The 14891-nt window shown below is 70.8% G+C and carries 9 protein-coding genes; 6 read left to right on the plus strand and 3 right to left on the minus strand.

Annotation, left to right across the window (positions count from 1 at the left end; all coding sequences use genetic code 11):
* Window positions 1–26: 26 nt before the first annotated feature.
* Complete coding sequence (locus tag ABUW04_RS07955; RefSeq protein ID WP_030251431.1) at window positions 27–1799, plus strand: serine/threonine-protein kinase; 1773 nt, start codon at window positions 27–29, stop codon at window positions 1797–1799.
* A 100-nt stretch (window positions 1800–1899) separates the two neighbouring features.
* Window positions 1900–3279, plus strand: coding sequence for a dihydrolipoyl dehydrogenase family protein (locus ABUW04_RS07960; RefSeq protein ID WP_030251428.1), 1380 nt, complete (start codon window positions 1900–1902; stop codon window positions 3277–3279).
* Between the two features lie 46 nt (window positions 3280–3325).
* Here ABUW04_RS07960 and ABUW04_RS07965 read toward each other — a convergent pair whose 3' ends face one another.
* Window positions 3326–4645, minus strand: a complete 1320-nt coding sequence (locus ABUW04_RS07965) for a UDP-glucose dehydrogenase family protein (RefSeq protein ID WP_030251424.1) — start codon at window positions 4643–4645, stop codon at window positions 3326–3328.
* Window positions 4646–4995: 350 nt separating this feature from the next.
* Here ABUW04_RS07965 and ABUW04_RS07970 point away from each other — a divergent pair, with 350 nt between their 5' ends.
* The 3 genes from ABUW04_RS07970 (at window position 4996) to ABUW04_RS07980 (ending at window position 9357) form a co-directional block, all read left to right on the plus strand.
* On the plus strand, window positions 4996–6399 hold the full coding sequence (locus ABUW04_RS07970; protein ID WP_051725028.1) for a glycosyltransferase family 2 protein: 1404 nt from the start codon (window positions 4996–4998) through the stop codon (window positions 6397–6399).
* A 202-nt stretch (window positions 6400–6601) separates the two neighbouring features.
* Entirely contained in the window at window positions 6602–8005 is a 1404-nt protein-coding gene (locus ABUW04_RS07975; RefSeq protein ID WP_380563722.1) for a cellulose binding domain-containing protein, read from the plus strand.
* Between the two features lie 263 nt (window positions 8006–8268).
* Window positions 8269–9357 carry a LamG domain-containing protein gene (locus tag ABUW04_RS07980; protein WP_030251417.1) on the plus strand — a complete coding sequence of 363 codons (1089 nt, stop codon included), beginning with the start codon at window positions 8269–8271 and terminating at the stop codon, window positions 9355–9357.
* Window positions 9358–9457: 100 nt separating this feature from the next.
* On the opposite strand, the gene ABUW04_RS07985 is transcribed toward ABUW04_RS07980, so the two are convergent.
* Entirely contained in the window at window positions 9458–11179 is a 1722-nt protein-coding gene (locus ABUW04_RS07985) for a glycosyltransferase family 39 protein (RefSeq protein ID WP_051725027.1), read from the minus strand.
* Window positions 11180–11360: 181 nt separating this feature from the next.
* Entirely contained in the window at window positions 11361–13946 is a 2586-nt protein-coding gene (locus tag ABUW04_RS07990; protein WP_157623648.1) for a hypothetical protein, read from the minus strand.
* Window positions 13947–14257: 311 nt separating this feature from the next.
* On the opposite strand from ABUW04_RS07990, the gene ABUW04_RS07995 reads away from it, so the two are divergent.
* Window positions 14258–14773: a BMP family ABC transporter substrate-binding protein gene (locus ABUW04_RS07995; RefSeq protein WP_051725025.1), complete on the plus strand. Its 516-nt coding sequence runs from the start codon at window positions 14258–14260 to the stop codon at window positions 14771–14773.
* The last annotated feature ends 118 nt before the right edge of the window (window positions 14774–14891 follow it).

The raw sequence follows: 14891 nt of genomic DNA on the forward strand, positions 1-14891 counted from the left end.
GTCCTGCCACGCAGGCGGACGCCCAGGTGCCCAGGACCCTGGCCGGTCGCTATCTGCTGGGGGCACGGCTGGGCCGGGGCGGGATGGGGACCGTCTGGCGGGCCGAGGACCGGATGCTGGACCGCGAGGTCGCGGTCAAGGAGCTCTCGGTCGGGCACCTGGCCGAGGAGGACCTGCTGATCGTCCAGTCCCGGATGAAGCAGGAGGCCCGCGCCGCCGCGCGGATCAAGCACCCCGGCGTGATCACCATCCACGACGTCGTCGAGCAGGACGGCAAGCCGTGGATCGTGATGGAGCTGATCGACGGCCGTTCGCTGGCCGAGCTGGTGGAGCAGGAGGGCACGCTCAGCCCCCGCGAGGCCGCCGGGATCGGCGCCCAGGTGCTGGCCGCGCTGTACCGGGGGCACCAGGCCGGGGTGATCCACCGCGATGTGAAGCCCGCCAACGTGCTGCTGGAGCGGAGCACCGGGCGGGTGGTGCTCACCGACTTCGGCATCGCCACCTTCGAGGGCGACTCCGCGCTCACCCGTACCGGCGACCTGATCGGCTCGCCCGACTACCTGGCGCCCGAGCGGGTGCACGGCTCTCGTCCCGGCCCCGAGTCGGACCTGTGGGGCCTGGGGGCGACCCTCTACGCGGCCGTGGAGGGCCAGTCCCCGTTCCGCCGCGACTCGCCGCTGACAACGTTGGCTGCGGTGGTCACCGACCCGCTGCCGGAGCCGCGCAACGCCGGGGCGCTGGCGCCGGTGCTGCACGCCCTGATGAGCAAGGACCCGGCCGAGCGGCCGTCCGCTCCTGAGGCGATCCGGATGCTGGAGAACGTGGCGGCCGGCCACACCACCGCGCTGTCCGCCCCGCAGGGCCCCAGCCCGCTGTACAGCCCCACCGCGGGGGTCCCGCTGGCGGACCGCAGCGGCCTCTCCGAGCACACCCACGCCCCCACGGCCAAGTCCGAGCCGATCCGGCCGACCTTCGTGGAGGCCGAGTACCGGCCCACCGCCGCCCAGGGCCGGCAGCCCGCGCCGCAGCACACCGGGACGCAGCACACCGCACCGCTGCAGGACGGGCCGCCGTACGGCGGCACGCAGCACGGCGGGCCGCATCACGGCGGCACGCAGCACCAGGCGGCGGGCCACGGCCGCCGCGGGCGCCGGGTCTGGCCGACCCTGCTGGCCGCGGGCCTGGTCGCGGCGCTGATCGGCGGCGGCGCCGCCTACGAGCTCACCCGCCACAACCACACCAGCGGGTCCGCCGGCGGTCAGGTCTCGCCGCCGCCCTCGCCCACCGGGTCGGCGCCCTCCACCGGCGCGCCCAGCTCGGCCGTACCCAGCCCGTCGCTGGCGGACGGCTACAGCTGGCAGCAGGACCCGGCCGGATTCACCTTCCCGCTGCCGCCGGAGAGCGGGGGCGTGCCCTGGACCGCCTACCAACGGGACGGTCGTCTCGCGATCAAGTACAGCCCCGACAACGGGATGCACCAGGTGATCTTCGGGGTCACCCCGAACCAGGGGGTCACCCCGCTCCAGCACGCCCAGGCGATGGAGAAGGACCTCCTCACCAACGACAAGACCTACCAACGGGTCAGCATGGACCGGAACACCTTCCAGAAGCAGTACCCGGGTGCCGTCTGGGAGTACACCTTCACCAACGCCGACGGCGTCCCGCACCACGCCATCGAGCAGCTCTTCGACGAGAACGGGACCGAGTACGACATCCTCGTCGACTATCCCGTCGCCGACTGGCACACCGGGCTGCTGCGCTTCCAGGACATCACCGTGGGCTTCTCCGCCGACGGCTGAGGCCGGCGACCGGCGCCGTCCCGGACCGCGAGACACTGTCTCCGACTGCTAGTACTTTGGAACGACGCAGGCCACATCCCCCCAACTCAGGGAGCCGGTCATGGTCGCCGCCGCAGTCTCCACGCCCGACGCAGTCGTCATCGGAATGGGTCCCGGAGGGGAGGATGTGGCCGGCAGGCTCGCCGACGCGGGCTGGGACGTCGTGGGGGTCGACGAACGGCTGGTCGGCGGGGAGTGCCCGTACTGGGGCTGCATACCCTCGAAGATCATGGTGCGGGCCGGCAACCTGGTCAGGGAGGCCCACCGGGTGCCGGGTTCGGCCGGGATCAGCCGGGTGCAGAGCGACTGGCGGCCGGTGCACCGGCACGTCCAGCAGGCCACCGACGACTGGGACGACAAGGTCGCGGTGGACCGCTTCACCAGCCGCGGCGGTACCTTCCTGCGCGGCACCGCCCGGCTGACCGGGCCGGGCGAGGTCAGCGTCGTCGGCGCGGACGACTCGGAGACCGTGCTGCGCCCGCGCCGGGCGCTGGTGCTGGCCGTCGGCACCCGGCCGTCCGCGCCGCCGGTGCCGGGGCTGGCCGGGACGCCGTACTGGACCAACCACGAGCTGATCGAGGCCGAGGAGCTGCCGTCGTCGCTGCTGGTGCTGGGCGGCGGGGCGATCGGTCTGGAGCTCGGGCAGGCGGTGCAGCGCTTCGGCTGCGACGTCACGGTGCTGGAGGCGCAGCAGCGGCTGCTGGCGCGGGAGGAGCCGGAGGCGGCGGAGCTGCTGATGCGGGTGCTCGCCACCGAGGGCCTGGCCTTCCACACCGGCGCCGAACTGGTCTCCGTCGGCTACGACGGGCAGCGGTTCAACGCGGTCTGCCGGCGCGGCGAGCGGCTGAGCGCGGAGCGGCTGCTGGTGTCCGCGGGGCGGCGGGTGGACCTGGAGCGGCTGGGCGCCTCGGTGCTGGGCGTACCGGCCGACGCCAGGGCGCTGCCGGTGGACGACCGGATGCGGGTGCTGGGCGCCCCGGGGGTGTGGGCGATCGGCGACGTCACCGGCAAGGGCGCGTTCACGCACATGTCGATGTACCAGGCGGACGTGGCGGTGCGGGCCATCCTGGGCCGGGGCGGCCGCCCGGCGGAGTACCACGCGGTGCCCCGGGTGACCTTCACCGATCCGGAGATCGGCGCGGTCGGCCTGACGGAGGCTCAGGCCCGGGCCCAGGGACTGGCGGTGCGGACCTCGGTGACCGACCTCGCCGCGAGCGCCCGCGGCTTCGTGCACGGCTCGGGCAACGACGGCTTCATCAAGCTGGTGGCCGCCGGCGGCGTCCTGGTCGGCGCCACCGCGGCCGGCCCGACCGGCGGCGAGGTCCTCGGCCTGCTCACCCTCGCGGTGCAGGCCCGGCTGCCGCTGGCCGAACTGGCGGCGACGATCTGGGCCTACCCCACTTTCCACCGGGCGGTGGGGGAGGCCGTGAAGGGGCTGTGACCGGCGCCGCCGGCCGTGGAGACCGGCGCCGCCGACCGACGACTGCTCAGGGGCGGCCGAGCGCCCGGTAGGTCCAGCCGGCGGCGCGCCAGGCCCCGTCGTCCAGGGCGTTGCGTCCGTCGATGATCCGGGCGTGGGCGACCGCCTCGCGGACCGCGGCCGGGTCCAGTGCCCGGAACTCCTTCCACTCCGTCAGGTGCAGGACCAGGTCGGCGTCCTGGGCCGCGGCGAGCGCGCCGGTGGCGAAGTCCAGTGCCGGGAAGCGCTTGCGGGCGTTGTCCATGGCCTTGGGGTCGTAGACGCACACCTCGGCGCCGAGGCGCTGCAGCCGGTCGGCGATGTCCAGGGCCGGCGAGTCGCGGATGTCGTCGGAGTCGGGCTTGAAGGCCGCGCCCCAGACCGCGATCCGACGGCCGCTCAGCGTTCCCTCGCAGAGCTCGCGGGCCAGATCCACCACCCGGTCCCGGCGGCGCAGGTTGATGCTGTCGACCTCGCGCAGGAAGCCCAGCGCCTGGCCGGCGCCCAACTCGTCGGCGCGGGCCAGGAAGGCGCGGATGTCCTTGGGCAGGCAGCCGCCGCCGAAACCGACGCCGGCGTTGAGGAAGCGGCCGCCGATCCGGGTGTCGAAGCTCAGCGCCTTGGACAGCAGGGCCACGTCGGCTCCGGACGCCTCGCAGACCTCGGCCATCGCGTTGATGAAGGAGATCTTGGTGGCCAGGAAGGCGTTGGCCGAGGTCTTCACCAGCTCGGCGGTCGGGAAGTCGGTGACCACCAGCGGGGTCCCGGCCTCCAGCAGCGGGGCGTACACCGCGCGCAGGTCGGCCTCCGACTCCGGTGCCGCCTCCCCGATGCCGAAGACCAGCCGGTCCGGGCGCAGGGTGTCCTCGACGGCGAAGCCCTCGCGCAGGAACTCGGGGTTCCAGGCCAGCCGGGCCTCGGCGCCGACCGGGGCGAGCGCGGCCAGCCGCTCGGCGAGCCGGGCCGCGGTGCCGACCGGGACGGTGGACTTGCCGACCAGCAGGGCCGGCCGGGTCAGGTACGGCGCGAGGGAGTCGATCACCGCGTCCACGTAGCGGAGGTCGGCCCCGGGACCGTCCTGCCGCTGCGGGGTGCCCACGCAGGAGAAGTGCACCTCGCCGAACTCGGCGGCCTCCTGGTACGAGGTGGTGAAGCGGAGCCGTCCGCTCGCCACGTGCTTGGCGAGCAGCTCCTCGAGGCCGGGTTCGTAGAAGGGAACGCGGCCCGCCCGGAGCGCTGCGATCTTGTCCGGTTCGACGTCGACTCCCAGGACCTCGTGCCCCAGCTCCGCCATACAGGCGGCATGGGTCGCACCGAGGTAGCCGGTTCCTATGACGGTAAGACGCATTGAAGTGGGCGCTTCCTCGAGAGGTGTCCATGGTGTGAGTTCGGAGAGCTTAGCCGTTGTGCCGCGCGTTCCCCACGCCGGAGTGTCGGCTAAACCCGACATTGCCTAAAAATTCGGGTGCAATCCGTCTTGGTTGTGGTGGTTTCAGGCCAGGTCGACGGCGGTCCGGACCTCATGGCCGGAGCGGTCGGCGCGCATGTCCCACCAGGGTGAGTTGTCCGGGTGCCAGGTGATGATCTTGTGAAGGGACGGCACTCATGGGTTATCCTCCTCTTGCCAAACTCTTGTTCCCGTATCGAACAGTGATCCACTGCGACCTTTCAGGGGCCTCTTCCGTCATGCACACACTCATGCGTCTCGGAGGTCACCTGCACTGGTACGGCGTGACCGTCGGATCGCTGCTTCTGATAAAGCTGCTGCTCTCCATACGCCGACGTCAGACCGTGGATCCGACCTGGCTGCAGTCGGCGCACTCGCACTATATTCACGGGGTCATCACCGTCTACAACGAGTCGCCCGCGATGCTGCGGCGGTGTCTGGACTCGGTGCTGGCGCAGACCCTGCGGATCCAGTCGCTGACCGTCGTCGACGACTGCTCGACCGACGAGTCGGCCGCCGCCCTGGTCGAGGAGATGCGGCCGCAGTTCGAGCGGCTGGGCATCGGCCTGGGCTTCATCCGCTTCCCTGAGAACCGGGGGAAGCGCCACGGCCTCGCCGCCGGGTTCGAGCAGGAGCCGGGCGCGGACATGTACCTGTGCATCGACTCCGACACGGTCATCGACCGGAACTCCGTCGCCGAACTCGCCCAGCCCTTCGGCAAGCGCCGGGTCCAGTGCGTCACCGGCCTGGTCCTCGCCCACAACCGGGCGACGAACCTGCTGACCAGGCTCATCGACATGCGCTACGTCAACGCCTTCCTGGGTGAGCGCGTCGCCTACTCCCGCCTGGGTTCGGTGCTGTGCGCCTGCGGATCGCTGGCGATGTACCGCGGCTGGGTGGTCCGCAAGCACCTGGACGACTTCCTCGACCAGCGCTTCCTGGGGCGGCCCGCCACCTTCGGCGACGACCGGCGCCTCACGTACTACTGCCTCATCGAGGGACAGTCGCTGATCCGGCCCTCGGCCGTCGGCTACACGGACGTCCCCGAGCGCCTGGGCCACTACATGCGCCAGCAGATCCGCTGGGGCAAGTCGTTCATCCGGGAGGGGTTCCTGCTGTTCTGGGAGTTCCGGGTGACACGGATGTACTGGTGGCTGAACCTGGTCGAGCTGGTCACCTGGGTGGCCTTCACCGCCGGCCTGATCACCGCCCTGGTGGTCAGCGTCCTGCATCCGACCGGCTGGGCGGTGCTCGCGTCCTACGTGGTCTACATGTGCGTCATGTCCTGGGTCCGCTCGATCCACTACCTGCGTGGCGCCATCCAGATCAAGATGACCGAGCGTCTGTTCACCTTCTTCTGCGCGCCGCTGTACGCCCTCATGAACCTGCTGCTGCTGCTCCCGCTGCGGCTCTGGTCGCTGGCCACCCTGCGCAGCACCAACTGGGGCACCCGCGGCACCATCGAGGTCGGCGAGGAGCTCGAAGCCGGGGGCCAGGCCGTGCCCGTGGCCCCCGCCGGAACCGACGACGGGTTCGCCGACCCGAATGACGGGGCTCCGGCATGGGATGAGACGATTAGCCTCCGGCAGCTTCCGGCCCAGCGCCAGGCCGCCACCGCGGACGGCCCCTACTCCTGGTCGGACGCCTCTCGGTGAACGACGACCGGGGCGTCTGCCGCGTCCACGAGCGCCGCGGCAGGCCGGCCCCGGCGGGTTCCGCTGCCGTCCCCACCCATCAATCGCCAGGTGTACCCTCGGGCTCGCCGCTGTCCCCCTGCTAGGAGTTCCAGTGGGCTCATCCCGTGGCCGTTCTGACGACCGGAAACGTGTCAAGACGGTATTCAGGGTGCTCTTCATCGTGGGCGTGCTGATTGCCGGAGCCACCGCACTGCGGCCGGTCCTGAAGGGCGGCACCAGCGGTGGCGGCAGTTCCGGCAGCACCGGCGCCACCGCGGTGAAGTCGGTTCCGGGGCAGCTGAGCCTGCGTTACAAGTCCGGTACCGCGGCCGCGGCAACGGCCGCCCAGCCGTGGCTGCAACTCGTCAACACCTCAGCACAGCCGATACAGCTGAGCCAGGTGACGATGCGCTACTACTTCTCCGCGGACGGCGGCTCCTACTCCTTCAACTGCGTCCAGGCCGCGATCGGTTGCTCCAACATCACCGAGAGCGTCGTCGCGTTGGACAAGCCCACGGCGACGGCCGACCACTACCTGCAGGTCGGCTTCACCGCGGCGGCAGGGACCCTCGCCGTGGCCAAGAACACCGGGGACATCGAGGTGCAGCTCTACCGTCCGGGCGGTACCAAGCTGAACCAGGCGAACGACTACTCGTTCAGCGCCCCCAGCGGCGCGAAGTCGCCCTTCAAGCCGTGGAAGCAGATGACCGCCTACCTGGCGGGCGCGCTCACCTGGGGCACCGCCCCCGGCGCCGACGACTCGGCGGCGACCGCTGCCGCGGGAACGGTCGCCGCCGCCGCTCCCACAGGCGTCCTCTTCGACGACTTCCACTACAGCGGTGCGGCCGACCCCGCCCTGTACCAGCACGGCTGGCTGGTCCGGACCGGTGCCGGACGGCCCGGAATCCTGGACACCTGGTCGTCGAAGGGCGTGAGCTTCCCGTCGGACCAGGAGGCCCAGGGCGGAGAGGTCCTGGACCTCAGCGCGGCAACCGACGGGACCAAGGCCGGCACCACCCAGGCCGAGGTGCAGAGCTCGTCCAGCGACTTCTTCACCGGGACCTACGCGGCCCGGATCTACTTCAACGACAAGCCCACGACCGGGGCCAACGGCGACCACATCAACGAGTCCTTCTACATGATCTCGCCGGACAACTCGAAGTACAGCGAGCTCGACAACGAGTACCAGCCGAACGGGGGCTGGGGTGCGCCGGGACCGCGGCTCGACACCACGAGCTGGTACAGCGCGGACAACAGGGACCGGATCACCCAGAAGAACATGTTCAGCATCGCGGGCTGGCACACCATGGTGATCACCGCGGCGGACGGGGTGGCCACCTACTCCATCGACGGCAAGAAGCTGTTCAGCACCTCGGGGAAGTACTACCCGCGCGAGGGCATGTCCGTGAACTTCAACACCTGGTTCGTCGACCTTCCCTTCACCGGGCAGCGGAGCTGGGACATGAAGGTCAACTGGTTCTACTACAACTCCAAGGACGCCCTCTCCCTGGACCAGGTGCAGCAGCAGGTCGACGGCTTCTACAAGGGTGGGACGAACTATGTCGACACCCTGGCCAAGCCCTGATCCGAGGTTCGTGGTCGGAGCGGTGGCCGGCCGGGGTGCGCGCGCCCGTACAACGGTTTGAAACGGCGACGGTAAGAGCCCCGGAGCATGGCTTACTATTCCGACACATGAGCGATCGACCAGTAGCGCCAGACGATTCGGGGGACGCCGCAGGACGGCCTGTTCGTCCGACTCCGTCGGACGTTCCCCCGCAGGGGCGGCAGCCCTCCGCTGCCGCCCCGCCGGAGTCCAAGCAGCAGCCGCCATTCGCGCAGCAGCCGACCGTGACAGCCCCTCAGGGCTTCGGTCCCGCCCCGGCCGCGTTCCAGCCGCAGCGGCCGGCCCAACCGCAGCAGCCGGTCCAGCCGCAGCAGTCGGCCCAGCCGGGCTGGCCCGCCCAGCCGACCCAACCCGGCTGGCCCGCCCAGCCCGGGCGCCCGGTGCCGCCGCCCGTCCAGCAGGGTTTCGGAGCTCCCGCATGGCCGCCGCCCGGGGCGGCCTCCGGTGTCGCGGAACCGGACTGGTCGGCGCTGGCGACGCAGAACGACAAGCGGCTGAAGCGGCGCAGGAGACTGCTCATCGGTGGCGCGGTGGTGCTCGTACTGGCCCTGGGCGCCGGGACCGGTGCGGTACTGATCAGTCACGGCAAGTCGAAGAACCCCGTTGCCGGACCCACGCAGAGCTCGCAGCCGTCGAGCCCGGAGCCGGTCACCGTCGGGTCGCTGGCCGCGGCCGTCGGGACGACCCCGCTCGGCCTCGGCCGGGATGCCGCGGTCGCGCCGGTGGCGGGCAACCCGGGGAAGGCACTGACCCTGCCCAGCGGGCAGGACTCCTTCGCCGCGACGACCGCTCCGGTGGTGGACGCCAGCAAGAGCTTCACGGTCTCCGCGAGGGCGCTCGTCGACGTGTCGTCGGGCCACCGCACGATCGTCAGCCAGGGATCCGGGACCTACAGCTCGTTCTCGCTGGCCAGGGGCCTGGTGAACGGTGTCGAACGCTGGATCTTCAAGGTCCAGCTCACGGGTGACATATCGAAGTCGGTGCTGTCCCAGGTGCCGGCCGCCGCCGGAAAGTGGACGGTGCTGACCGGGTCCTACGACGCCGAGCACCACCAGATACAGCTGTATGTGAACGGGACGCTGCAGGGAACCACTGTCCTGAGCGGGATCCAGCCGTCGACGGGCGGTGGACTCCAGATCGGCCGGGTCAGGTTCAATTCGGCGTGGGCGGACCCGTGGCACGGAGACATCTCCGACGTCGCGCTGTGGGACCGCACGCTGACCGCCCCCGAGATCGCGGAGGTCGTCGCCGGAGCGTCGACCGGCAGTGCGAAGGGTGTTCCCGCCCCCACTGCGGCGTGGTTGACCGGATGAGCGGTGGGGGTACGTCGGCTCCGGGCTGACTGACCGACACCGGTGGAGAGCGGTGCGCCGGAGGAGGAAGCCCCTCCTCCGGCCCGCGATCGCCGAGGTGTCAGCCCTTGATCCACACGGTGTAGGCACCCCTGCCGTTGGTGTTGGTGTACGGCACCGTCGCGGCGAGGTGGTACTTGCCGCTGGCGGCCAGCGCGTTGTCGATGGCGGTGTCGTTCGCCGAGGGGGAGGAGTCCAGCACCACCATGTCGTACTTGCCGTCGTCGACAGCCGCCGTGTAGGCCGCAGGCCCGCTGAGGCGGACGCCCTTGCTGTCGGTGTACTTGAGGACGTAGGTGTTGTCCCACCGGCTGGCCGCGGTGACGTCCCTGAAGTAGAAGATCGGCACATCGGCGACGTCGGCGAGGTACTTGCCGCCGCTGGTGACGTGCGGGCGCAGCACACTGATCAGCTGGGACGAGTCGGGCCAGGTCGCATAGCGCCGGCCGGACTGCTCCACGCCGTTGAACAGCGCGACCGCCAGCACCGCGACCCCGAGCGCGATCCGCAGGAAGTGCGGTCCGACGATGCGGCTCAGACCGAGACCGGCCAGCGGTGCGACGAAGACGAGGCCGAAGCCGACGTGCTTGTACAGCGAGATCGACGTGGACAGGTGGATCTGGTAGGCCGGGGCCAGGAGCGCGGATCCGAACAGCAGCAGGCAGAGCAGTGCGCGCCAGTACCGCCCCGGCTCGGTCTCGCCGGTTCGCGCGGCGACGTCGGAGATCTCGCTCAGTCGCCCGCGCCGGATGTACGAGATGCTCCCCCAGCAGGCCGCTGCCAGCATCACCCAGGTCCAGTCGGCGGACATATTGATCAGTGACGAGGTGCTGTTGGTTCCGTGCTGTCGTGAGGTGGTCGTGGCCTGAATACCCGTCATGACCTGACTGTGGTACAGGACCGCGACGCCGAGCACGCCGGTCCCGACGCAGAGGAGCACCGCACGCCACAGGGCGGCGGCCTGCCGGTACGGCCACGCGGTGAGGACCGCGAGCCCGATGACGGGCGGGATGAAGATCCCGGAGGCGTACTTGGTGCAGAAGGCGAGGACCAGCACGGGAACGGCGAGCAGCACCAGGGCCGCATGGGCGCGCGCGAAGCGGACCACCAGCCAGGCGGCGAGGGTGATCAGGAACAGCGCCGGAGCGTCGTAGGTCGCGAACCATCCCAGCACGATCGTGGACTGGGCGGAGGCGAACAGGCCGGTGCCGAACAGGGCGACACGTTCGTTGAACAGCCGTCGGCTCGTCGAGTAGATCAGTGCGGTGGCGCCGAGCATGAAGAGCAGGCTCACCGCCCGCACGCCGTCCACACCGAGGACGGAGTCGACGGCCCCGGCCAGGACGGGGTAGAGCGCCGGTGATCCCGAGAAGTAGCTGGCATAGCTGTAGACGAGCGGGGCGCCGTGGAAGATGTGGGCGATCTCCATGTGACCGGCGTAGATGTAGAGCGCCTCGTCCTGGAACGCGGTGTTGTGCAGCCGTACCGACAACAGTGCCTGGGCCAGCAGGATGACCAGCAGCGCGGCCCGTCCGAGCCAGGCGCGACGGCGAGCGGCCTCGGCGGACCAGGCGGCCGGGACCGGTGCGGGGCGGTCCGGACCGGGATCGGGCCGGGGCCCGACCTCCTGCGGATCCGTCGGCTCCTGCGGGTTCCACTGGAAACCGGGGTGTTCCAGCCCCTGGGGATACGTCTCGGCCCCGGCCTCCCAGTAGCCGGCCTGCTGCGCACGAAGGAGCGGTGCCTGCGGCACGTCGGTGCGCGGGCTGAAGGGATCGGTCACGAATGCTCCATATCGAATCCACAGTGGCTGCGTCTGGGCACAGCCGCCACAGCCTATAGCGCGTTCAGCTGCTCGTATGAAGAATCGGTGTGGTTGGAAACGGGACTTCCCGCGGGGCGGCGACGCCGTGGACCGCATCGTCGACGGTCGGCGACGGCCACCCCGCGGGCCCGTCAGGTCGTCAGTACTTGACGGTGAAGTACTGCCAGGCGCCGGTGGTGTTGAGGTTGGCCTGGTCGGTGCTGCTGTGGAAGTACGCGGCGTTCCACCGGAACAGGTGTCCGGTGGCGCCGCTCGGCAGCGTGTAGCTGCGCGAGGCGGTGCTGCTGCTGTTCAGGGCGTAGCAGCCGGACTGGTTGATCGTGCGCCAGGCGCCGGACAGGTACTCCTGCAGCTGGAACTTGACGCACTCCGCGGGCTTGCCCGGGTACACCGTGGTGCTGACCGCCGGCTTGGCGGTGTGGTGGTAGACCGCGTACTTCGTGCCGCCGGAGGACGTGGTGGTGTAGTAGCCGGACTGGTGCTCCGCGAGGCTCGCGTACACGTGCACACCCGTGCTCACGGTGGCGGGGGCGAACTCGAAGTCGCCGGTGAAGGCGGCCGTGAAGGTGGTCCCCTTGATCACGCGGTAGCTGGCGGTGAGCTTCCCGCTGCTGTTGACGGTGCCGGTGGCGATCGCCGTCCTGGAGCCGCCGTAGCGCTGCGCGTAGATGGTGACGGCGCGGTTGGCGTACGTGGAGCCGAGTTGGGCGGTCACCGTGGCCGTGGTGCCGTAGGTGAAGGTCGAGGCATTGGTGTGCACGCTCAGGTAGGGCGTGCTGTAGCTGACCTTGACGTTCGCGGAGCCCACCGCGGAGGAGCGGATCGGGTCACCCGCGTAGGTGACGGTGTAGGTGTTGGTCCCGCCGTAGTGCGGCGCGTCGGTGAAGCTGAACGTCCCGTCGCCGGCGACGGCGACCGTGCCCAGGCTGACGCCGGACGGGTGCGCCGGGTCGATGCGGGTGATCTTCACCGTCTCACCCGTGGGGTACGGGCCCTGGTTCAGCCCGCCCTTGACCGTGAGCTGGCCGTTGCGGACCTGCGAGGACGGGGCGCTGAGACTCACTGTCGGGGCGAGCGGCGCGACCTTGACGGTGACGTCGGTGCCGGCCGCGGTGTAGGTCGTGGCGCCCGGGTAGGACAGGTGGTACACAAAGCTGTGCGCGGCCTGCGGAGCGTCCAGGACCTGGAACGTGCCGGTGGAGGAGGTCACGTCGACCGACGGCAGTTGCACCGTCTGGCCGCTGGTCAGGTCGGTACGGCTGACGGCCACGGCCGTGCCGATCGGCGGCGCGGTCATCAGGTGCCCGGCCAGGTTGAAGGCCATGAGACTGCCGTTCAGTTTCACCAGGCTCGGGGTGGCCGAGAGCGTGCCGACCACGATGCGGCTGGTGTACGGCTGGACCGTGACGTGGACCGTGGAATTGCCGCTGCGGTGGGTCGTGTCACCCGGGTAGCTGACGGTGTAGTCGTAGGTGCCCGCGACCGACTGGTTGTCCTTGAAGGAGAAGGTGCCGTCCGCGGCCAGGTGCACGTCGGGGAGGGCCGCGCCGTCGCGGCTCACCTGCAGGGCGGTGCCGGTCGGTAGCGGCACGGTGCTCCAGGCGGAGCCCTGCACGGTGAAGTCCTGGCCGGGCAGAGCCTGGTCCTCGTCCTGGTTCCAGCCCAGAATGACGTAGACGGTGGTGACCCTGGCGTCCGGCACCAGGTGCAGACCGTAGCCGCCGCCGGAGGTGCTGGTGACCGCGTAGGCGCCGATGTTGTCGGGCATCCAGGCCAGCCCGTCGGGGGCGAGGCGGTCGGTGGTGCCGTCGTTGTGCAGGTCGACGGAGTTGAGCTGGTTTCCGGTGGCGGCGTCGGTGATGAGGTCGGTGCCGTCGGCGGCAGCGGTGCCCGTGGCGATGGTGCCGTCCGCGGCGACTGCGAGCGCGACGGACGGAGTCTGGGTGGCGCCGTAGCTCCGTGTCGCGGCGAGGCCGGCGGTGGTGAAGCCCTTGACGAGGGCCTGACCGGGCGAGGCGGCCAGCACCTCGGTGCCGTCGGGGCTCACCTGCAGCGATCCGGTGGTGTTGCCCGTGGCGACGGTGCCGTCGGCCTGCAGCACGGGGGTGCCCGAGGTCTGCCCGAAGGTGGCCATGTGCTGGGCGGAGAAGTCCTCGGCGACCAACTCGTCGGAGGCGGAGGCGGAGGCGAGTACCGGGGCGCTCGCCCAGGTGGACATGGTCGGCTGCGCGGTCGCGGCGGGGCTGTCGTCCTGCGCGTCGATCACGCCGATGCCTCCGGCGTCGGCCGCGGTGGTGTAGCTGTACCAGACCTTGCCGCCGGAGACGGCCAGCGACGCCGGCGCGCTGGAGGCACCGGTGGCGTACCGCGCCTTCTCGGTCAGGCTGGTGGTGTCGATGGCGGCCACGGCGTCGCCGTCGGACAGCGCCGCGTACAGGGTGCTGCCGTCGGCGGAGAGCGCGAGGGCGGTGGCGCCCTGCTCGTCGTCGATCGTGCCGACGTCGTGGCCGGACAGGTCGGTGACCAGGATGGTGCTGGTGCCGGAGCCCTGACTGAAGTACAGGTGCTGGTGTGCGGCGTCGACCAGCAGGTGCGAGTAGTGGCTGAGCGAGAGCGGCACTGCTGCGGGCTCGGCGGCCCCCGCGGAGCCGGCGGCCCCGATCACGCCGGCTGACACGGAGCCGGCCACGACGGCTATGGCCGTGGAGAGCGCTGAGAGTTTCACGGTGGGCGGCCCCCTGAGTTGCCTCTGCATATGAGATGTGCGTGCGCACACTAGCGCACCGGCGCTATCAGGGGCACGAGTGTTCCGCCTGCGTACCAAGTTGTGGGCTGCGGTGTCACCTTGGCGAATCGGCCGCAGTTTCTTCCGCTTGCCCGGTTGTCACCGATATGCCCACGCGGACTGGCGTCAGCGCCGGAAAACGCGCGTTCCACCCCCTCCGGCGGGGCCCATCGCCCGAATCGGTCCCCGTATGCTGCGGATCCCCCGGTGCGGACGGACCCGTCGGGGCTGGAACCCGATGGAGTCGCGACATGATCGACCAGGGGCGCCGTTACCGGTGGGCAACGGCCGCGGCCGTCGTACTGGCGCTGGGGGCGACGGCGCTCGTGGTCCGGTGGCCGTCCTCGTCCGCGGCCCCGAAGGCGGCCACCCGGGCCCGTACCTACTCCCGGAAGCAGGCCTGCATGCTCACCGGTCCGACCGGCCTCGCGGATCAGCACGCCGCCGCGGCCTGGGCCGGGATGCGCGAGGCGTCGACCGAGTCGGCGGCGCAGGTCCGGTACCTGTCGGCCACGGGACCGGACACGCCGGGCAGCGCGGGACCGTTCCTGGCCTCGCTGGCGGTGAGCGGATGCCAGGTGATCCTTGCCGTCGGAGCCGCGCCGACGCAGGCGGCCGAGAAGGTCGCCGAACAGTTCCCGAAGGTCGAGTTCCTCACCGTGGACGGCAGCGCGACCGGGAAGCGCCTTGCACCGGTTTCTTACTCGTCAACGGGCGGAGAGCGGGCCGCGGTGGCGGCTGCGGTCGAGTCCGCCCTTGCCTCCTAGCCGCGGCACCGGGGGAGCCTGCGCGTCCTTACCAGGGAACCCTGTCACTGGCCTGTGGATCCGAGAACGTGAGATCCGCATGAGTAAGGAACGCGTGTGACCGCCTTATGTGATCTTG

This window comes from Streptacidiphilus jeojiensis (assembly GCF_042510965.1).
In the GTDB taxonomy this organism is placed as follows: domain Bacteria; phylum Actinomycetota; class Actinomycetes; order Streptomycetales; family Streptomycetaceae; genus Streptacidiphilus; species Streptacidiphilus jeojiensis.